Raw genomic sequence first — 19,612 nt, forward strand, 5'->3', positions numbered from 1 at the left:
GCGCTGGCCGGCCCCTCCCTCGCCGACGACCGGGACCTGGCGGCCCTCACCCCCGCCGGTGCGACCGCCCGCGCCCGCGCGCTGCGCCCCTCCCTGGCCCCGCTGCCCCGCCTGTCCGAAACGGACCGGGGCTGGCCGATCGGGGACCTGACCCCCGGCGGCACCCCGCTGTACGGATCGGACGAGGACGTCGCGGTCGCGGTCATGGCCCCCCGCGCCGGCAAGACCACCGCGCTGGCAGTCCCGGTCATCCTCGACGCCCCCGGCGCGGTCGTCGCCACCGCGAACAAGGCCGACCTGTGGGCGACCACCGCCGCCCTGCGGGCAGCGAACGGCACGGTATGGGTGTTCGATCCCCAGCAGATCGCCTACGCCCCGCCAATCTGGTGGTGGAACCCCCTGGCGGCTGTGCGCGGGGTGGAGGACGCCGACCGGCTCGCCTCCCACTTCCTCCAGGAGATCCGCGGCGGGCAGGCATCCCGGGACTTCTGGGCCGCGGCCGCCGGGGACCTGCTCGCCAGCCTGCTGCTGGCCGCCGCCACCAACGACCGCAGCCTGATCGACGTCTACGAATGGCTCAACGACTCCGCCAGCCCCCGGCCCGCCGACCTCCTCGACGACCACGGCTACCGGGCGGTGGCCGCCGGCCTGCGCGGCCGCCAGGCCGGCGCCCCGGAAACCCGCGAAGGTGTGTACGAAACCGCCCGGGCCGCCGCCCGCTGCCTACGCAACGACCAGATCCTGACCTGGGTCACCCCACCCGCCGAGCACGACGCAGAAAGCGGACAAAGGGCGCTGCTCGACGTCGACCGTTTCGCCGCCAGCAGCGACACGTTGTACCTGCTGTCCAAGGACGACGAAGGCGCCGCCAGTCCGCTGGTCGCCGCCTTCGTCGACCAGGTCATGCGCGCCGCGGTCCGCCGCGCCGAAGCCGCCGGCGGCCGCCTCGACCCCCCCATGCGGATCATGCTGGATGAGGCCGCGAACATCTGCAAGATCGCCGACCTGCCCCGGCTGTACTCCCACCTGGGCTCCCGCGGCCTGGTCACCATCACGATCCTGCAGTCCTACCGGCAAGGCGTCGGAGTATGGGGCGAGCAGGGTATGGACGCCCTGTGGTCCGCCGCCACCATCAAACTCGTCGGCGCCGGGATCGACGACCCCCGCCACGCCGAGGACCTCTCCCGGCTCGTCGGCGACCACGACATCGAAATCTCCTCGCTGTCCCACAGCCGCGGCGGCCCGTCCACACAGGTCTCACTGCGCCGCCAGCGCATCCTCGACGCCGCCGACATCCGCGCCATGCCCAAGGGCACCGCGCTGCTACTCGCCACCGGCATCCGCGCGGCCGCGGTCCGGCTACGCCCCTGGTACACCGGCCCACACGCCACCGCGATCACCGCCGCGTCCACACAGGCCATGGCCACCCTCACCGCCCACGCCACCCCCACATCCACCGCTGTGTCCGGGACCAGCCCACAGAAAGGAACGGAAACATCATGACCAGCCCCACCACCGCCGTTGATCTGACCGGCGCGCTGGCGGACCTGGCCGCCCGCCTCAGCTCCCTGGAAACCCTGCTGCTCGATCTCGACGCCCGCACCACCGCCATGGACCCGGCTGCCACCGTCCCGACAGCCGGCGCCAGCGACCACGAGGAGCCCCTGGAACCGGCGTTCACCAGCGTCACTGACTGGGTCGAGCAGTACCTGCGGGTGGCCTACCCCCGCTCAACCGGCGGGGAATTCCGCTGGTGCGCCCAATGGTGGGACCACACCGAAGCCGTCATCCGCCTCGAGGCACTGTGGCGGGCCTGGGAACACGCCCGCACCGACCCCAACACCGGCATCGCCACCTGGCACGTGTCCTACCTCGACCCGCAACTCGCAGTGCTGTGCGGACCCTCCGGACCGTTCCGCGCCTGCCGCCCCGACCGCCACGAACCCGACCGGCCCCTACCCGTCACCCCCGTCCCACCCGGCCACTTCGACCCCGCGGTAGGAGGCGAGGACGACTGACCCGCGCCTGCGACACCACCGCCGAGCGCACCCACCACCGGGCCGCCGACAAGCCCCACCACACCATCTGTTCGAACACCACAAAAGGATGAAAAACATGGCAGAATCCGCGGATTTCGAGTCGTCCGTATTCTCCGACATGAAACCATTCACCTGGGACAGCAAAGAAGTCGCAGCCTATGAAGCGGCGCTAGAAGCCGGGCACGCCGCAGTCGGCGCATACGCCGCCCGTATCACGGCCGAGGAAAACAAACTCCATCCGGACCCGGCCAGGCTGGAACGATGGAAAAACGAACAGGTTGCCTGCGCCCGGGCCCGGGACACCCTCGACCCGGCCGACCCGGCTGCTGTCGCCGAGGCCCGTATCCGGTTCACCGACATCGCCCACCAGATACAGGAGCAGGCGTGACCCAGCCCACTCCCATCCCCGACCAGCTCCCCACCGCCGAAGCGGAAAGAATCTTCCAGGAAAAAATCGTTCCTGTAGAGACCAGTCATGCCCGACCGCAGCCCCGCCCAACCGTCGTGTTCCTCATCGCCCAGCCCGGCGCGGGAAAGTCGCGGGTGGCCCGGCAGATCGGCACTATCTTTGACGGCAAGGGCGGATTCATCGATGTCGACAGCGACCGTTACAAGCCTTTTCATCCCTCCTATGAACAATTCATGGCCGAAAACGACCGAACTATGGTGGTTCGCACCCGGTTCGACGGCCATCGGTGGATGCACATGATCCAGGACTATGCCCGTCACCACCGACTCAATACTCTTGTACAGGCAACAGCCGGCAACTCCGCCGGGGTCGCGGAAGATATGATCCGCTACCGGGAAGCCGGCTACCAAATAGCCGTCGCCACCATGGGAGTTCCCGAAGCCATGAGCCGGCAAGGAATCATACACCGCTACCACGAACAGGTCCGCGACCGGGGCCGTGGACGACTAACAGCACCGGAAAACGCCCGCCGCTCCTACGCCGGTATTCTCGACCTTGCCGACCTTATCGATACCCACCATCTTGCCGACCAGGTTGCGGTATTTCGCCGTGGCGAAGCAGAACCCCGCTACTTCAACCACCTCACCCCCGCAGGCCAGTGGGCCGAACCGCCCCGCTTACGAGCCGCAATCGAGACCGAACGGACCCGGCCCTGGACTCCACAAGAAACAGGCGACTTCCAAGCCGTATAACGCACACTCACAGGCGAGGCTGGCCCGGAATGGACTCCTCAACTCGCCGAGATCGACACTCTAGCCCGCCCACTGTTCCACCCGAGTCCTCCACGCACGCCACCAACCGCCATGACAGACGCAGCCAGGGTAACGTTCCCCGCCCCGGCGGCGTGCGCCACCGCTTCCTGATCCTGTTCCCTGGCGGGGTCCCGGCGACGTCGGCGGCCAGGTGCTCGGCGGCACTGACGGCAGCCGCGGTCGCTGTGGTAACCGCCTGGCGGCGGGCAGCAGGGTCGCGCAACCGCTGCCGGTCAGCAGAATCGGTTGTACCGGCCGGGCAGGTCGGGGCCTGCCAGCGTCGTCGTAGCTGCGGCAGGCTCAGGTCCGCGGCCAGCCGTCCGCCGCTGTACCAGACCGATACTCCCTGGCGGTCCCGGTCGCCGGGCAGGGCCACCGCATAGCCGGTGATCTCATCGGGATGCTGGATGCTGTGCCGGCGGCGGACCAGCAGCCCGGCCTGCTCCAACCGGGCGAAGAACGCGCTCTCATCGTCGGCGCCGGCGACCGCGGTCCGGACCGTCCGCAGCAGCCGCGCCCGGGACGCCTCCAGCTGCCCGTTTCGACTCGGCGTACTCGTCGTCATCAAACCGCAGATTGCATCGGTTGTGGCGAGCCGGACGCTGATGCTGCCGGTGCCCAACCGGCCCCTGCCCACCCACACTGCACCCCGCTTCTGAGGTCGAGCGCGCCCGCTCGACCCCGCCGTCCGGCCGAATGTGTCAGCTCTGATCCAAGCGGATACGGCCATCAAGACGCACATTTGGTTACCAAATGTATATCTTGCTCCACCGGAGATGGCTGACAGCGTGACGTCGCGGCTGGCAGGCTACGCGGCTGAGAACAAGCGCCAAAGTAAGGAAGGGGTAACCACGATGGCCCAGCGATCTGCCCCGTGAACGGCCGCGATCCAGGCGGCCAGACAGCTTCTAGACCCGTCTTCCGCACATGGGATTTCGATGCATCGACCGACGCCATTTTCGATCATGATGACGGGCTCGCGTCGATAATCCGTACCCACGGTGACCGATTGCGTTGAACTTTGCCAGAAAGTGCCCTCTGGACGCCAATGGGGCGAACAGCGGACAAACAAAAAATCACACTATCCACACACTGGATGCATGTGCGGAAGACGGGTCTAGAAGGTGCGCGAATCCGCGCGATCGGAGACCTCGTCGATGCCGCCAACGCCCGCCAGACCATCCGCGACGCACTCGCTGCCGTACAGCAGCAGGTGGCCAACGCCGAAACCGTTTACGCCGACGCGCGTAAGGCCGCGCTCGAAGCCGGGTGGACATCGAAGGAACTGGTCTCCCTCGGCTACCCGCAGCCTGTACAGTGCCGCCGTCAGCGGAACAGCGCAACCGACAGCAGCGAGCCAGCCGACGATACCGGCACTATCGCTGAGGAGAGTGACCGCGCTCCGAAGACAGTCGCTCCCCACCAGCCAGGGCAGTGAAAGTAGATCGACCAAAACAGCACAAACGGTTCGGTACCTCCAGAGAGTGATACCGGTAGCTGACGGCGCTGTTCGGCGACGGCGTCGAGTGGTCATAGTCTTCGGGTGACAGGCGAAGCGCTGAAGGGATGTCTCCTGATGCAGGACAGGGATGTCGCCGAGGTGTTCCTACTGTGCGGCCTGACCGGTTCTGGCAAGACGACCTACGCCAAGCACCTGGAGGGCCAGGGCATCGTGCGCCTCTCCGTCGACGAACGGGTACATGCACGGCACGGTCGCTACGGCGTCGACTATCCGGAACACCGGTACTTCGAGCTGGAAGGCCCAGTGGTCACCGAAGTGGAGGCCGAGCTGGCCGCTCTGGTCAAGGCAGGAACATCCGTGGTGATAGATCGCGGCCTGTGGGACCGGGCCGGACGTGACCGGTACAAGAAGCTCGTGGAAGAACACGGCGGCCGGTGGCATCTGCTGTACTTCAAGGCGGACCGCTCGGTGTTGCGCCGCCGTCTGCACATACGAAACCAACGTACCGACGGCAACGCGCTGACCGTCACAGACGAAGCGTTGGATGACTTCCTCGCCCGGTTCGAGGAGCCGACGGGTGAGGGTGAGGGTGAGGAAGTCATCCAACAGTCGTAGCGCTGGCCGGTCAGCCGGCGGGAGGCCGCCAGGTGTCGACGATCGCGCGAGACTCATCAGCCCACCAGGACGGGACAGCGTCCATAGCCACCGGTCGGAAGAGCACAGTCTGCCCGGACACATCGAGCCTTCCAGCGTGCTCCTCCACGTGGGCGAGAAGTCGATGCGCCTCGTCGCGGACAGCGGGACTCTGCTCCTGCCATCCGCCTGAAGCCAGCATCGCCGCCCGCCTCGCCAGATAAGTGACAACATCGCCGCGCCACTTGAAGTCATGGACAATGACGAGCGGATCGTTGGCAGGCCGGAGGCCAGGGCTCCGGTGGTTGCCGGAAGCGACTTCCACACCGCTGCGTACGAGAACAACCTTGCGCGGGTCACCGCGTAGAAGCCGATGGGTCAGGAAACCACCGAGCGGGTAACTACGGTCAAGCCCGACCTCCGGAGCCCACGGTCGCAGCCGCCCGTCCGCTGCGACCCGATCGAGCATGACACTCCCAACAACGGGAACGTCGACCATCTTCGTCTCCGCTGTCGCCGTTTTCGACACCGTCGACGAACGCGGCCCACTCGGCGCGGGAGAAGGACAGCACGAGCCCGTCCAGGTTCTTCGCATCGCGGACGACCACTCCGCCGTCGTGCATGCCGGCTTGTACGCACATGCCACCGGCGCCGTTGGAGAAACTGGACGTCTGCCAGGTGACGGCGTCGGGGTCGAAATCGGTGAGGTCGGGCTTGCGGGTGCCATCCTTGAACATGGTTGATCCTTTCGATGCTGGGTGTTGGTTGTACGCGCCGGCCCGTACGCCACACCCGCAACGACGAGGAAGGGACGGGCCCCGCACGGGCCGGCACACATCGGTCAGGCCTCCCGGGTCGGGGCACGGCCATATCCGGGAGACCTGGTCTCAAGGCCCCTGACGAGGGCGGAACGGAAACGTGATCGGGACGATGCGACCGTCCCGGTTGCTGCTCTGCGCGTGATGGTCGGCCGCGCTGACGGTCGGGAACGGCAGGACGACTTCGACGGGCTGCTGATCCGTTCCGTAGACGACGAGCGCGTACAACGTCGCGTCCGCTGGAACATCGCCGTGGGCCTCGGCCCGGGGTAAGGAGCGCGGAATCTGCGCCGGCACAGGTGGCCGGCGGGTGAAACTCCTCGGTGGTTGCACGACATCCCCCAATGTGTGTCCTGCCTGCGTGGCCGGCCGGTTATCGTGCCGGCACGACACATTCCATGACGGTGCGCGACAGGCGGCTAGTGGGCGCGACAGGCGGCTAGTGGGATGGCCACGAACCTTGGTTGGGCCGAGGGGATCGAAAACCCTTGTCGTGCCGGCGTCGCCGATCCGGCGAACCTTGGTGGCCACCCCACTAGCTGTGACCCCGTGAAGGCATCGTCACGCACGCCTCACGCATGTGTCGTCATGCTGGACAGGAAGGCACGGGTGGACGATCAGGCCGCGGTCGCGCATCTCGCGGGGCGTATCCGCGCGTTACGCCTTGCCGCGGGCATGCACAGTCTGGCCGAGCTCGCTCGGCGTACCAACCTGGACCGGGCTGGGATCAGTCGGGCCGAAGCTGGCCGGCTTCTGCCGTCCGATGTGGTCGTGGAGGCCATCGACACCGCGGTGGGTGCCGGTGGAGAGTTGGTCTAGCTCCGTGCGTGGATCCACCGGGCGCGACACGGCATCGGCGAACCTGACGGCGGGGAGGTGAGTTCCACGGACCGGCGGCAAATGCTGGGGATGGGTGCGCTCGCCGCGGCGTCGGCACTCGCTGCCGAGACCTTTCAGCGGATCTCGACAGCAGACCCGGACGCGTTGACGCTCGCCGAGTTGGAAGCCGACGTCGACGAGATCGCCGTGGTGTACACGTCGGTGCCCCATGTCGCCCTACTGCCCCGGGTCGTGGACCGCTGGCGGCAGGTTGAGCAGATCCTCGACAGCCGGACGGCAGGACAGGCCCGGGCGCGGGTAACCCTGCTCGGCGGGCAATTCGTCTTCTTCCTCGGCCGGCTGGCGTTCAACACCGGTGACATGCGTTCGGCCCGCCGGTTCGCGATGCTGTCCGGGCACTACGCCGACGAAGCCGGGGAACCGGTCCTTGCGGCGTCGGTGGCCGCGCTGCACTCGTCGATCGCCTACTACACGGGTCGGTACACGGCCGCTCTGGATCATCTGCGGGGCGCGGCGCGTTGGGACCATCCCTACGTCCGTGCCCGCATGGCCGCCTATGAGGCCAGGGCGCATGCCGCAAACGGGGACGTCGTGGCGGCGCGGGCGGCGTTGGATCGGATGGAGGCGACGGCCGGTGACTTCCGCCCGGCGCCGGGGGAAACACCGGTCGGTGATGCCGCGGTGGCCATGTTCCGCGCCGGGATCGCAGCCCGGCTCGGGGACGCTACGGCCGTCGCTGAATGGGCACCGCTGGCGATCAGCGGCTATCAGAACCGCAGCGGGGACTTCTCCGCCGAGGAAGAACAGCACGCCGTGCTCACCCTCGCCATGGCGCATCTGCTGCGACCAGCGCCGGAACCTGATGCGGCTGCGGCCGTCGGCATACAGGTTCTCACAGCGCTCTCAACGAACCATACGTACACGGTCGCCGAACGGGTTCGCCACCTGGATGCCATGTTCATGCCCGCTCACCGGTCGATTCCGGCGGTGCGGGATTTCACCGAGCGGTTACGGCAGGCCCGCCCCGCACTGACCGCTGGCACCAAGGCATGAGCGGCGACCTGGTGACCACCTTTGCCATCCCCACGATCGTCACCGAGCGTCTGACGCTGCGCGCCATCGCACCGGAGGACATCGACAACTACGCGACCATGTGGGCTGATCCGGAGTTCATGCGCTATCTCGGGGGTCCCGCGGACCGGTCCGCGACCTGGCGGAACATGGCGACGACCCTCGGGCACTGGGCGCTGTGGGGGTACGGGCTGTGGTCCGTGGTGGAAACGGCCACCGGTGAGCTGGTCGGCCGGGCCGGGCTGTGGAACGAGCCGGGCTGGCCCGGCGTCGAGGCGGCGTGGTTCATCGCCCGACCGCACTGGGGCCGCGGGTTCGGACCGGAGGCCGGGCGAGCCTCGCTACGGTTCGCCTTCAACCGGCTGGCCGTCGATCAGGTCGTCTCCGTCATCGACGCCGACAACACCAGGTCGATCCGAGTCGCCGAGAAGATCAGCGAGACCTACCACCACACCGAGTTCCTGCACGGTAAAAATCAGCATGTGTACGCCATCAGCCGATCCGCATGGGAGACGCAGACCGACAACTGACAGCCGCGATTGCGTCCCCCGCATCGAGCACGACACGTCCGACCAGGCATATGTCTGACTGGAAAACTCAACGTGAGGTGGGCAGGCTCGCGCCCACCAGGGCACTTGGCCGCTGGCGCGCGGGAAGGCATTCGAGCGCGCCGTGCGCCGCGACTGGGATCTCGCGTTGTTCGGTACCCTCCGGTGATCCTCTGGGACACCGGTGCTCTCTGCTTGCCAACGAGCATCCTTGGTCTCAGCCCCGCTGACGCCTCATGATCCTGCCCGGGTTCTGCCCGCCATATGCCCATGGAGCACGGTCAACAGTTGGATTCCGGGAGACTCATCAGGACCACACCCGTGACGATCACGGCGAAGCTTCTGCCCAGATCAGACCGTGTTCACCGAGGTCAGGAGGCATGCCGGCCAGATAGGCGCAGGTCGGCGGACTACGCCGTGGCACGCACGAAGCAGATGAAAGCTGCGGCCAGGGCAGGAACCGCCTGAGCTGACGGCCCTCGTCAGTACTCCGCGGCCGTGCTGGTGCTATGGCTGGGTGAGGTCGATCTTCACGGGGAATGGAGTGGCGGCTTCGACCACACCCGCGTGAACATCGCCAGCCCGGTAGGCTCGCGCGGCCAGATCGAGCACGTAGGTGTGAACGAGCGGGACACCGGCCGCGGACTGCTCGATCCGCCAGTAGAACTGGATGCCGGCCGAGGCGTACTGCTCCGGCTTGAAGACGCGATCGGTGGTTTCCGAGCCCGGCGACACCACCTCACCAACCAGCAGGATGTTCTCGGGGCGCATCGGCGAGACCCCGACCGTGCTTGCTCGGTACACGACGATGTCGGGTCGACGCACGGTGAGCGGCACGTCGTGGAGCCGGACATCGAAGTCAAGATCGGCAAACCACTCCGGTGCCCCCGCGGCCTCCATCGCGACAGCCAGCTTCTTGGCAAGCCGGTTGTGTTGGAGGGACGCGCTCGGGACCATGACCACCATCCCGTCCACAATCTCGATATCCCTGGACTGCTCCTCGGACAGCATGTCGTACAGCTCCGCTGTGATCTGCTGGTGCATCCAGGCGGGAGGGACGATCTCCGCGGTCACGACGCACCTCCCTGGCTCGGCGGCCCCCGGACCCGTTGTCCCGCTGTCAGCGTAGCGTGCCAGCCGGATCCGCTGCGCCAGCCAGACGCGGCTGATCGGTCGGTGCGTCCGACAGGTCGACAGGTCGACAGGTCGACACATGGTGTCGCGACGACGAGGCACCACCCTCGATTCTGGGGCCACCCGTACCTGGCGGCCCACGTCGCCTCGGCCGCAGCTCGGTGTCGACGCGCCGGACTGGCGAGAGGCCACGACACCGTTCGGCGAGGTGGGGAGCTACCTGTCGGCAGCTGACATCGTTAATCATCAGAGCTGCAACAAGATCCGCGACCACAAGAAGGCAAGGAAGGCCGCAGCCTCAGCGGAGGTGACCGTTGCCCTCCGGATGGGTCATGGCCTCTGGGGTACGCGGCGGCTGGGCGGGCTGACGATGGTCTCGCCTGCTGGGCTGGCGAGGCGTCGTTCAAGGTACGCGAATGCCTCGATGGCCTCGGATGCCTCGAACGCACGATTGCGGCGGCCTACTGTGATCTGGCGGAGAACACCCACATTGACAAGCCGATTGATTGCCTCGTTTGTTGCCTGCAGGCTTCGACCAGACAGGGCGGCAGCCGAGCGGACGGTGAGCACCGGCGCTGCGGGCAGCAGGCGCAGGATGCTCTCGAGAGCGGAATGGGTGCGTACGGGGCCGGCCCTGCGGAGCCAGTCATCGCGAAGCGACTCGAGACGCCGCTCGAAGTCGACGGCGTCCGCACATGCTCGGGTGCAGGCGGCGGCGAACAGCGCGACCCAGGAGTCGGTCGCCACCTGTGCCTCGTCGGAGGTCGCGGGACCCACGTAGTGGGCTGCGGCCAGCGCGGCAAGGTACGCACGCGACCAGGTCGCGAGAATCAGGGAGACGGGGGGCAGGACGCCTGCGGCGAGACCGCGGCGCCGCAGCACCATGTGGATCAGCGCGCGGCCGGTACGCCCGTTACCATCGACAAACGGGTGAATCGTCTCGAACTGCGCGTGCGCGATGGCAGCCTGGGCGACGGCCGGAAGAGTGTCGTCGGCGCAGAATGCACAGAGGTCTTCGAGCAGGCCGGGCACAGCCTCCGGTGGCGGCGGGACGAACGTGGCTGAGCACGGGTTGTAACCGCTCCCGCCGATCCAGTTCTGTTCGGTTCGAAGCCTGCCGCCGTGCCGCTCCAGGTGGCCGGCGGCGAGCAGACGCTCGTGGACGTCAAGCAGAGACGCGATCGTGATGGGATCACCGACACCGACCAGTTCGGTTGCACGCACCATTGCGTCGATGTTGGCCAGTACCTCGACTGCGGTGATGTCGGTGGCGGGCTCGTCGAACCCGCGTGCCGCCTCGGCTCGCAGGAGGCGTCGGCCGCCGACCTCGAGCCCTTCGATCCGAGACGAGGCGACTGACTCGGCCCGCAGGAGGATGCGCGCCAGCACCTCGGTGCCTCGTAGCGCAGCGGCCTCGCGGTCGAGGCGGCTGATTGCGACCTCGGCGTCAGCGACATCCGCCGCCGTTGCGGCGTCGAGACGCCACTTCCGGCCGACCAGCGGGTCCGGCAGGTACGCCTCGTAGTCGCAACCGAGTCGGTCCCGCCGGAACAGACCCGCGCCGAGATCGCTTTCCCAGCGCCGCCGTAGGAGCTCAGCCATCTTGAGCAGCCTCCATAATCAGGGTTACGTCACAACCTTGATTATGACGCGGCGTGCTTCAAGGTTGTCGCCACGCTGGTCCGCCGCTACACGATCGCAGTCGACCCGGACAGCGCCGCGCCTGGTTCCCGCGGCCGGCGGCCAGCCCGTCCACGTTCCGGTCGATGTTCCGGTCGATGCTCGGATCAGAAGACGAGCACCGGCTTGACGGTGACGCCGGCGACGGAATCGGCTACCGCCCGGTTGATGTCCGTGAACGGATAGGTGGTGATGAGCTCTTCGAGATGATCCGGCCGGCGGCGGTCGAGCCGGTGAAGGAGACCTTGTCAATGCCGGGATGCCTGATGAGCAGGTCACCGGTCTGCCGGCCACCGGTGATCAGGTTGACGACGCCCGCGGGGATGCCGGCCTCCTCGATTGCCTCCATGAGGTAGGCGGCATCCAGCGACGTCTCCGGGGCGGGCTTGAGCACCACGGTGCAGCCGGCGGCCAGCGCCGGCCCGAGCTTCATCGCGGTAAGTCCGAGGGGGTAGTTCCACGGCACGATCACCGCGACGGTCCCGACCGGGCGCCGCTGCAGGCGCACCGTGCCGGGATAGGCCAGCGCCGGGCGCTCCTGGTCGGCGAAGCCACCGCGCGCCAGCGCCGCGTAGTACCGCAGTGTGCCAGCCACGGCGCGGACGTTGGCGGAGGCGGAGGCGGACAACGCCAGCGGCATGCCGTTCTGCCGGGAGACGATCTCGCTGATCTGCTTCGAGCGGCGTTCGACCGCCCCGGCGAGCCGCTCGAGCAGGCCGGCCCGCTCGACGGCCGGAGTTGCGTCCCAGGCCGGCTGGGCCGCCCTGGCGGCAGCCACCGCCAGGTCCACCTCCTTGGCGCCTGCCTCGGGCAGGTCACCGAGCCGTTGCTCGGTGGCGGCCTCGATGATCGGGGTAGTCGTCTCCGACAGGGGTGTCGTCCACTGCCCATCGATGTAGAAGGAGCCGAAGTGACGGCTCGTGCCAGGCCTCCCCGCACATATCCGACCATCTGAGGTTGCAGGCCCGGAATCGGCGGACTTCCTCGTCACGCCTCGTTGCCGGCGAGCCTGCGAATTCTGCCGTGAGCCACCCGGCCAGCGCGAAACGCCTCGGCGGGTAACAGTGTTGCGCGTCAGCATGGCACGGGCCGGGCGCGGTTGAACATACCTGATGCCGCAGCGCCCCGGCGGCGACGAGCCGGTCGTCGCAGCCGCCGAACTCGAGTCGATCGGCCCACGCGGCGCATGGCGTAGCCTGCACGGAAGAGGTGCACTACCGCGGCCGACCGCGCCGACGGGCCGTTCGGGCAGGTGACGGCGATGGCCCCGGGCGACGTGATGCAGATCGGCTCGACACCGCTGGGCTCCGACCCGGTCCGTTTCCAGACCGATCCGCCAGCCTGCTACCGGGCCTCCTGGCAGCTACCCGGACCGGGCTTTCACTGGCAGGCGACAACGAGCTTACGATAGAATGACCAACTGCTTACATGGCGTCATCTCCTGTCTTGCCGGATAATACGAACAGCCGAGGCTAGTAGTCGCCTGCCGTTCCATCCTGTGTCGCTTCGTGGCCATGTCAGCCTGCCAGCGTGCGGATTCGGCATTCCAAGGAGGGACACATGCCCATATCTGTCAGTCGTCGTCAGGCGATCGTCGGTACTGGAACGGCGAGCCTCGGATTCGTCCTGTCGGGAGCGGTTGGCTCGGTCTTCAGCGGGACCGCGTCGGCCGCCGAACCCTTCCACTTCCACGGCTACGGGGAACTCGTCCCCGACCCGGCGAAGATTGTCGATCTTCCCGCGGGATTCACCTACACAGTTGTCTCCCGCGCCGGCATGGACACGCTGCCGACCGGGGAGAAGCTGCCGGGCGCGCCGGATGGCACATTCGCCTTCCCTGGCAAGAAGAACAACCACAGCATTCTGGTTCGCAACCACGAGCTTTCCCCGGGCGCCGTGAACCCGGTACCGCACCTGTCAGGACTGGAATACGACCCGGGCGCGGCCGGCGGAACCACCACGGTCGTTCTCGACGGCGACAAGCTGATCTCACAGGTAGCGAGCCTCGCTGGTACGGTCCGCAACTGCGCCGGCGGCAACACCCCGTGGGGGACCTGGCTGTCGTGTGAGGAGACCGAGCTGACCCCGGCATCCAACGCACTCCTGACCAAGAAACACGGCTACGTCTTCGAGGTCGACCCCTACGGGCGCCTGCACGACACCGAGGCCGTCCCGCTGAAGGCGCTCGGGCGTTACCCGCACGAAGCGATCGCCGTCGATCCCAAGACCGGCATTCTTTACCTCACCGAAGACGCGGGCTCGCCGTACGGGCTGCTTTACCGCTTCCTGCCGGCCAAGCCGCTGGGAGGCCCGGGAAGCCTTCGGGCCGGCGGGAAGCTGCAGGCACTCAAGGCCGCCGGCGCGTTCGATCTTTCCGTGTTCACCGAGCTCGGCACCACGCTCGCGGTGACCTGGGTGGACGTACCGGACCCGGACGCGACAACCACGTCGGTCCGCAAGCAGTTCGCCGACGGGGCGGTCACCCACGTACCCAAGGCCGAGGGAATCTTCTGGGACCGGACCCGGGCCTACATCGTCTCCAGCTACGCCAAGGCCGGGTCCGCGGCTGCCGGTGTGCACGAGGGCCAGGTCTGGGAGTTCAACCCACGCAAGTCCACGATCGAGCTGGTGGTCCGGATTGCTCCGGGCGGTCGCTTCGATGGTCCCGACAACATCACCGTTTCGCCCTACGGCGGTACGATCATCCTGTGCGAAGACGGTGACGGGGAGAACTACCTGATCGTCGTGGGCGATGACGGCACCCCGTACCCATTGGCGCGGAACGCCGTCAGCGACAGCGAATGGGCCGGCGCGACCTTCTCCCCGGATAGCAAGTGGCTGTATGCCAACATCCAGGGCGACGGCCTGACTGTCGCGATCACCGGCCCATGGCGGCGCAAGTAGTTAAGAGCGCCCGGCAACAGGAGCGTAGATCAAGGAACGGGGCTGGGGTACGTAGATCGTGAGGTGCGAGGAGGAAGTCACCGGAGGTGCTGGGTGGCGACCGACGACAACGCGGCGAGGTGCGTGCCCCAGCCCCGCGACGCCGCGTCCCCTATTGCCGGGCGCTCTGAGTTCGAGGCAGGGCCGCGGTACTTCGGCTTCGAGCTGACGCCGTCGGGCAGGCCGGCACGGGCACGGCGTTGGCAGACTGCCTCGGCCGCGGCCGGGTCGTCGAGGCTCGTGTCGTCCCACGACGCGGGGCAGAATAGGAAACCGCTTGTGACCGCCGAGAGAACGGACCGCCGACCAACACCCGGCACACGCGCGGGACCGGTCACGCTGACGTGTCTGGGAGCGTCCACCGAGCCGCCCTTCGACGCGGTGACCAGCGCCGCGGTGGTCGCGGTGACCAGCGATGGCTTGCTCGTGGCCGCTGACCTGGCCCGGGGGCTGGACATCCCCGGCGGTCATGTGCAACAGCACGAGAAAACGATCGAACAGACCGTACGCCGCGAGGCATGGGAAGAGGTACGGGTCAGGCTCGGCAAGCTCACCCTGGTCGAGGTCATTGAGTCCGACTACTTCGGTGCCGACGACGTGACCTACATGGTGATCTACACCGCGCCGGTCACACGGCTCGCCCCCTGGGAAGCGGGCCACGAGTCAGCCGGCCGCGTGATCCTACCGCCCGAGGAGTTCCTCCAGCGGTATCACGGTGGGGATCCAGCACTCATGCGGCATCTGGTGAGCTCCGCTCTCACCGTCCCCGGTACACCGTCCGGGCACCCGTCGGTCCCGGTTCCGTGAGGGGAGGGCACGGTGGACTCCGCGCGTCCCATGCTGAGTACTGGCCTTTCAAACTCTATCTAGATAGAGTTACGGAATGACTCGACCCCGACGTCTCTCTCCGCAAACCGTGGCCGTGCTGCAAGCACTGATCGCACAACCCGCGGTGTGGCGGTACGGCTATGAACTCGGGCAGCAGGTCGGTCTCAAAGCCGGCTCGCTGTACCCGATCCTGATCCGCCTCACCGACCGGGAGCTGCTGGAAGCCTGCTGGGAACAGCGGCCGGACGATTCCGGCGGGCGTCCGCCCCGCCACCTCTACCGCCTCACCGGCGCCGGTCGGGAGCTGGCGAGCAGCCTCGCCCCGGCGCCAGCCGCGCGGCACGCCCACGGCGACCTGCGGACCGCGTGGTGACCGGCGGCCGGCAGCCGGCGGGCTGGTACCTCGACCTCGTGGTCAAATTACTACCGTCCGCACGCCACGACTGGGGATGCGCGATGCGGGCCGAACTGTCCGCCATCGACAGTCCCTCCGAACGCTGGCATTTCGCCCTGGGCTGTACCCGGGCCGCCCTGCTACAGATTGTGAGGACCCGCGCGGTCTGGCATCCGGTGGCCACCACTGCCGCGGTGTGTCTCGTGGTGATCAGTGAGATCGCGTCCGCGCACGTGATCGGTCAGATCATCCCCGGAGTACTCGTCCTGGCGCTGCTGGCCTGGCTCGGCGACCGCCCGGGGCTCTTTGGCCCGGTACGACCGGAACGGGCGGCACGGGTGGTGCGTGCCGGCGGGTACGCCCTGGTGGGGTCGTGCCTGTTGGTCCTTGCGGTACAAGGTGGCGTGTCTGGCCTCCTGCGGCCGGGCCCCAAGGCGGTACCGATAGTCATGCTCGCGCTGACGCTCTACGCGGGGAGCTTCCTGGCAGTGACCGCCCACGCCGCCTGCTTCGGTAGCGCGGGCCTGGCGGCCGGGGCCGGCGCGGGGCTTGTCGCGGGGCTGGCGGCGTTCGCGGTGATGCCCTTCGAGCGGGATGGTCCGCCACTGGCCGCAGCTCTTCCCTGGCACGGCAGTTGGCTGGTGCCGCTCGTCTTCGGTGCGCCCGCCGCCGCCGCGCTGCGGGCCACCGGACGCACCCGCCGCGCGGAGCAGGGCGTCATGGCGGCGCTCTGCGCGGGAATCTTCGCCGCCCTGCTTGTCGCGCTGCTCGGACTAAGCGCGATCACGTTCTTCCCCGACCGGATACCCGACATCGTCGGCGGCGTGATCTACCCTGGCGCCAGCGCCGCCGAACGGCACGCCGACAACGTCACCGAAGCCCTCGACCCCTACCTCGGGCTGCTGGTTTTCGGTGCGCTGCTCGCCGCGGTCCTGTGGGTGATGGCCCGCCCGCCCAGCCGAGCCGGGACGAGGGGCGTGGCGCTGGCCCTGCTCGGTCTCCCGCCAGTCGCCCTCGGGCTGTCCGCCCGAGACTTCCCCGGGGCGATGGCCATCGCCACAGCCACCGCCACCGTGGTTTGCAGCGGTCTGTTCATGACGGGACGTCATCCACTCTCGCCCACGCGCGCCGAAACATAACGCTTCGAGCGGTTCACCGCACTGTCCGTGTCCAGTTTGATCGCCAACGGCACCATGTCTTGAATGGCGACCCCTCGAGGACAGTCGAGCGGGAGGCTCAGAGCCATCCCCACCCAGGTAGCGGTTCTCGCCGTTCGGCGGTGCCGATCCGGGGCCGCCAACTTTGTCGAGACAACACATCCCGACAAATGCTACAGTCCTCCGTATGAAAGACGTTGCCGGCCCGGCCCGGCCGCATACCGGCCGGCGCCGCAATGAGCAGGCCCGCCAAGCCGTCCTCGATGCGGTCTGGACGCTGCTCAGCCGGCCCGATCGACCGCCGCTGACCATGGAGGGCATCGCCGTCGCCGCTGGCGTCGGCCGACAGACGATCTACCGCTGGTGGCCGTCCAAGGGCGCTATCGTGCTGGAAACCCTGGCCGAACGCGCCCGCACCGACGTTCCTCAGCCCGACACCGGCACCCTGCTTGGCGATCTGGAGACCTTCCTGTCCGCTACTTTCGCCCGTGGGGCCGACCCGACCGCCGCCGCGCTGCTGCGCCACATCATGGCTGAAGCCCAGCAGGACCCGGCCGTCGCCGATACTCTGCACCGCTTCACCTCCGCCCGGCGCGACGTACTGCGCGCGATCCTCGCCCAAGGCCGCGACCGCGGCGAGCTGCCCACCAGAGCCGACCTGGACCTCGGGGTCGACATCGCCTACGGCGTTTACTGGTACGCGCTCCTGCTCGGCCACGTGCCACTCACGTCTGAAGCCGCCCACGCACTGGCCCGGGCCGTCCTTGCCGCTCTGACCGCACCTGTGTCGTCGCCGTGAATGCCGGCAGCCGTGACCCGCCCAGCCAGGCTGACCACCAGCTTTTCCTTCAACCGCAAACCGCAAACCGTGAATCATTTTTCCGGCCAGCCCGGCGGTACCCCAGGCTGCCAATAAACCGATCCTTTGCTGCCGCTTTTCGGGCGGTTTGAACTCGTTCACCGGTCCCCGCCGGAGCCTATTCATCGAACTGGCCGCGCTGTTGCGCGCACTTTCCCGGCAACGAGGCTGGTAGAAGCAGCACCATCAAAAACCACAGCCGCCTCCCGTCGAGGCGACGTATGCGTGCCAGCGCTGCCGAAACCGGGTTTTCTCGAGAAACACAAAACTCATGGGAACTGACACTTCCAGTTACGAACCTGCAGTTACGAACCTGTCCAGATGTGGAGGCGACGGAGATGGGTGAGGTCAGCCGACGGGGAATACTTATCGGTGGCACGGCGGTGGCTGTCGGGGCCGCCACGCCAGCCATAGCGGCCCAGGCGAATACCACGCCGGCCGACAGCACGGCCGGCTCCGGGTACGTGGTCACCCCGGCAGTGTCAGTCACGGCATCCGATGCCCGATACCCGGAGCTGGTCCGGGGAATCAACCAGCGGTGGGTCGCGGCCCCGGACGCCGTCCGCCTGGTCCGCTCGACCGCGCAGGTCGTCCAGGCCGTGCAGGAGGCGGTCGACGCCGGCAAACGGCTGTCGGTTCGCAGCGGCGGCCACTGTTACGCCGACTTCGTCAGCAACCCCGACACCAAAATTTTGCTTGACCTGTCCGGAATGTCCTGTGTCTCGTTCGACCCTCAGCGCGCCGCGTTCCGGATAGAGGCCGGCGCCCAGCTCGGGCACATCTACGAGCTGCTCTACCGCGACTGGGGGGTGACGATTCCGGGTGGGGTGTGCCCGACGGTCGGCATCGGCGGGCACGCCAGCGGCGGCGGCTTCGGCCTGCTGAGCCGGAAGTTCGGCCTGGTCGCCGACCACATCGACGCTGTCGAGATGGTGGTTGTCGGCAGCGACGGCAAGGCACGCGTGGTCATCGCCTCGCGCGGCTCAGCCGACCCCAACAACGACCTGTGGTGGGCCACCACCGGGGGCGGTGGCGGGAACTTCGGCGTGGTGACCCGCTTCTGGTTCCGGTCCGCATCGGCGACCGGGACCGACCCCGGTGCGGCCCTGCCACGTCCGCCGGCCCGGGTGCTGCTCAGCTCCGTGCCGGTGCCGTGGAGCGCCCTGAGCCAGGCTTCGTTCACCACGCTGGTGCGCAACTTCGGCCGTTGGCACGAGCAGAACAGCGCGCCGAGCTCGCCGTACACATCGCTGGCTGGGATCATGTTCATCCGCCAGGGCCCGACCGGCGGCATCCAGCTCGTCACCCAGCTCGACGGGACACTGAGCAACGCCGGCCAGCTGCTGGCCGACTACCGGGCCGCACTGCTCGACGGCAGTGGCATCACCGTGCCCTTCCCAGCCAGGCCGGTGGCCTGGCTGGCATCGACCAGGCTGGTCGGCACCAGCAACCCGGCCCTGCTGTACGACCCGACCCTGCGCAGCGCGGTGAAGTCGGCCTACCTGCGCACGTCCTTCACCGACGATCAGATCGCGGCGATCTACATCAACATGACGCGCACGGACTACACGAACGCGAACGCGACGCTGCAGCTCTCCGGCTCCGGTGGGCAGATCAACGCGATGGCACCAGCCGCGACGGCGACCGCCCACCGGAACGCGGTGGTCTACGCCCTGTTCGAAAACTTCTGGATCAGCCCGGCCGAGGACACCATCCACATCGCCTGGTTACGCGACCTCTACAGCCAGACGTTCGCCGCCACCGGCGGCTATCCGATCCCGAACGAGCAGACCGACGGCTGTTACATCAACAATCCCGACCCGGATATCATCGACCCGGCAATCAACACCTCCGGGGTGCCATTTTCAACCCTTTACTACAAAGATAACTACACGCGGCTGCGACGGGTGAAGGGCCGCTGGGACCCGACCAACGTCTTCCGGCATTCCCAGTCGATCGCGCTGCCCTGATCCGCTGAGTCCCGG

Annotated in this window: 22 protein-coding genes; 15 read left to right on the forward strand and 7 right to left on the reverse strand. The window is 67.8% G+C overall.

Features of this window, described 5'->3' with window-relative positions; genetic code table 11:
• From MJ777_RS13525 to MJ777_RS13540, 4 genes are all read left to right on the forward strand, one after another.
• On the forward strand, positions 1-1,503 hold a 1,503-nt coding region (locus MJ777_RS13525; RefSeq protein WP_239376561.1), incomplete at its 5' end, for a type IV secretory system conjugative DNA transfer family protein.
• Positions 1,500-2,018, forward strand: coding sequence for a DUF4913 domain-containing protein (locus MJ777_RS13530; protein WP_239341654.1), 519 nt, complete (start codon positions 1,500-1,502; stop codon positions 2,016-2,018). The genes MJ777_RS13525 and MJ777_RS13530, both read left to right, overlap by 4 nt.
• A gap of 97 nt (positions 2,019-2,115) precedes the next feature.
• Complete coding sequence (locus tag MJ777_RS13535) at positions 2,116-2,427, forward strand: hypothetical protein (RefSeq protein ID WP_239376563.1); 312 nt, start codon at positions 2,116-2,118, stop codon at positions 2,425-2,427.
• Entirely contained in the window at positions 2,424-3,200 is a 777-nt protein-coding gene (locus MJ777_RS13540) for a zeta toxin family protein (RefSeq protein ID WP_239376565.1), read from the forward strand. The genes MJ777_RS13535 and MJ777_RS13540 overlap by 4 nt, the downstream gene beginning before the upstream one ends.
• 7 nt (positions 3,201-3,207) lie before the next feature.
• On the opposite strand, the gene MJ777_RS13545 is transcribed toward MJ777_RS13540, so the two are convergent.
• Entirely contained in the window at positions 3,208-3,825 is a 618-nt protein-coding gene (locus MJ777_RS13545; protein WP_239376567.1) for a hypothetical protein, read from the reverse strand.
• 537 nt (positions 3,826-4,362) lie between these two features.
• Here MJ777_RS13545 and MJ777_RS13550 point away from each other — a divergent pair.
• Entirely contained in the window at positions 4,363-4,698 is a 336-nt protein-coding gene (locus tag MJ777_RS13550; protein ID WP_239376569.1) for a hypothetical protein, read from the forward strand.
• A gap of 138 nt (positions 4,699-4,836) precedes the next feature.
• Positions 4,837-5,337 (forward strand): ATP-binding protein, encoded by a 501-nt coding sequence (locus MJ777_RS13555; protein WP_239376571.1) that lies wholly within the window; start codon positions 4,837-4,839, stop codon positions 5,335-5,337.
• A 10-nt stretch (positions 5,338-5,347) separates the two neighbouring features.
• Here MJ777_RS13555 and MJ777_RS13560 read toward each other — a convergent pair whose 3' ends face one another.
• The 3 genes from MJ777_RS13560 to MJ777_RS13570 all read right to left on the reverse strand — a co-directional run bounded on the left by MJ777_RS13560 (position 5,348) and on the right by MJ777_RS13570 (position 6,506).
• Positions 5,348-5,824: a hypothetical protein gene (locus tag MJ777_RS13560; protein ID WP_239376573.1), complete on the reverse strand. Its 477-nt coding sequence runs from the start codon at positions 5,822-5,824 to the stop codon at positions 5,348-5,350.
• Positions 5,763-6,092: a DUF397 domain-containing protein gene (locus MJ777_RS13565; RefSeq protein WP_370652721.1), complete on the reverse strand. Its 330-nt coding sequence runs from the start codon at positions 6,090-6,092 to the stop codon at positions 5,763-5,765. The genes MJ777_RS13560 and MJ777_RS13565 overlap by 62 nt, the downstream gene beginning before the upstream one ends.
• A gap of 150 nt (positions 6,093-6,242) precedes the next feature.
• A complete protein-coding gene (locus MJ777_RS13570; RefSeq protein WP_239376575.1) occupies positions 6,243-6,506 on the reverse strand; it encodes a hypothetical protein in 264 nt (87 codons plus the stop codon).
• Between the two features lie 255 nt (positions 6,507-6,761).
• Here MJ777_RS13570 and MJ777_RS13575 point away from each other — a divergent pair, with 255 nt between their 5' ends.
• The 3 genes from MJ777_RS13575 to MJ777_RS13585 are packed head-to-tail and all read left to right on the forward strand — an operon-like array spanning position 6,762 to position 8,614.
• Positions 6,762-6,992 carry a helix-turn-helix transcriptional regulator gene (locus tag MJ777_RS13575; RefSeq protein WP_239376577.1) on the forward strand — a complete coding sequence of 77 codons (231 nt, stop codon included), beginning with the start codon at positions 6,762-6,764 and terminating at the stop codon, positions 6,990-6,992.
• Positions 6,993-7,049: 57 nt separating this feature from the next.
• Positions 7,050-8,066 carry a hypothetical protein gene (locus tag MJ777_RS13580; protein ID WP_239376579.1) on the forward strand — a complete coding sequence of 339 codons (1,017 nt, stop codon included), beginning with the start codon at positions 7,050-7,052 and terminating at the stop codon, positions 8,064-8,066.
• Positions 8,063-8,614, forward strand: a complete 552-nt coding sequence (locus MJ777_RS13585) for a GNAT family N-acetyltransferase (RefSeq protein ID WP_239309674.1) — start codon at positions 8,063-8,065, stop codon at positions 8,612-8,614. The genes MJ777_RS13580 and MJ777_RS13585 overlap by 4 nt, the downstream gene beginning before the upstream one ends.
• A gap of 525 nt (positions 8,615-9,139) precedes the next feature.
• Here MJ777_RS13585 and MJ777_RS13590 read toward each other — a convergent pair.
• The 3 genes from MJ777_RS13590 to MJ777_RS13600 all read right to left on the reverse strand — a co-directional run bounded on the left by MJ777_RS13590 (position 9,140) and on the right by MJ777_RS13600 (position 12,437).
• Positions 9,140-9,706 (reverse strand): Uma2 family endonuclease, encoded by a 567-nt coding sequence (locus MJ777_RS13590; protein WP_370651535.1) that lies wholly within the window; start codon positions 9,704-9,706, stop codon positions 9,140-9,142.
• 390 nt (positions 9,707-10,096) lie between these two features.
• A complete protein-coding gene (locus tag MJ777_RS13595) occupies positions 10,097-11,368 on the reverse strand; it encodes a Fic family protein (RefSeq protein WP_239376597.1) in 1,272 nt (423 codons plus the stop codon).
• 232 nt (positions 11,369-11,600) lie between these two features.
• Positions 11,601-12,437, reverse strand: coding sequence for an aldehyde dehydrogenase family protein (locus MJ777_RS13600; RefSeq protein ID WP_239376599.1), 837 nt, complete (start codon positions 12,435-12,437; stop codon positions 11,601-11,603).
• A 575-nt stretch (positions 12,438-13,012) separates the two neighbouring features.
• Between MJ777_RS13600 and MJ777_RS13605 the strand changes: the two genes are divergently transcribed.
• The 6 genes from MJ777_RS13605 (at position 13,013) to MJ777_RS13630 (ending at position 19,597) form a co-directional block, all read left to right on the forward strand.
• Positions 13,013-14,350: an alkaline phosphatase PhoX gene (locus tag MJ777_RS13605; protein WP_239309700.1), complete on the forward strand. Its 1,338-nt coding sequence runs from the start codon at positions 13,013-13,015 to the stop codon at positions 14,348-14,350.
• A gap of 93 nt (positions 14,351-14,443) precedes the next feature.
• The gene (locus MJ777_RS13610) at positions 14,444-15,196 is read left to right on the forward strand and encodes an NUDIX hydrolase (protein WP_239309668.1); all 753 of its coding nucleotides are present in this window, start codon (positions 14,444-14,446) and stop codon (positions 15,194-15,196) included.
• Positions 15,197-15,272: 76 nt separating this feature from the next.
• A complete protein-coding gene (locus MJ777_RS13615) occupies positions 15,273-15,590 on the forward strand; it encodes a PadR family transcriptional regulator (protein ID WP_239376600.1) in 318 nt (105 codons plus the stop codon).
• Positions 15,587-16,750: a hypothetical protein gene (locus tag MJ777_RS13620; RefSeq protein ID WP_239344753.1), complete on the forward strand. Its 1,164-nt coding sequence runs from the start codon at positions 15,587-15,589 to the stop codon at positions 16,748-16,750. The genes MJ777_RS13615 and MJ777_RS13620 overlap by 4 nt, the downstream gene beginning before the upstream one ends.
• Before the next feature lie 205 nt (positions 16,751-16,955).
• On the forward strand, positions 16,956-17,567 hold the full coding sequence (locus MJ777_RS13625) for a TetR/AcrR family transcriptional regulator (RefSeq protein ID WP_239309662.1): 612 nt from the start codon (positions 16,956-16,958) through the stop codon (positions 17,565-17,567).
• A 398-nt stretch (positions 17,568-17,965) separates the two neighbouring features.
• Entirely contained in the window at positions 17,966-19,597 is a 1,632-nt protein-coding gene (locus tag MJ777_RS13630; protein WP_239376602.1) for an FAD-binding oxidoreductase, read from the forward strand.
• The last annotated feature ends 15 nt before the right edge of the window (positions 19,598-19,612 follow it).

Origin of the sequence: Protofrankia sp. Cj5, from assembly GCF_917627405.1 — a bacterium.
Taxonomy (GTDB): domain Bacteria; phylum Actinomycetota; class Actinomycetes; order Frankiales; family Frankiaceae; genus Protofrankia.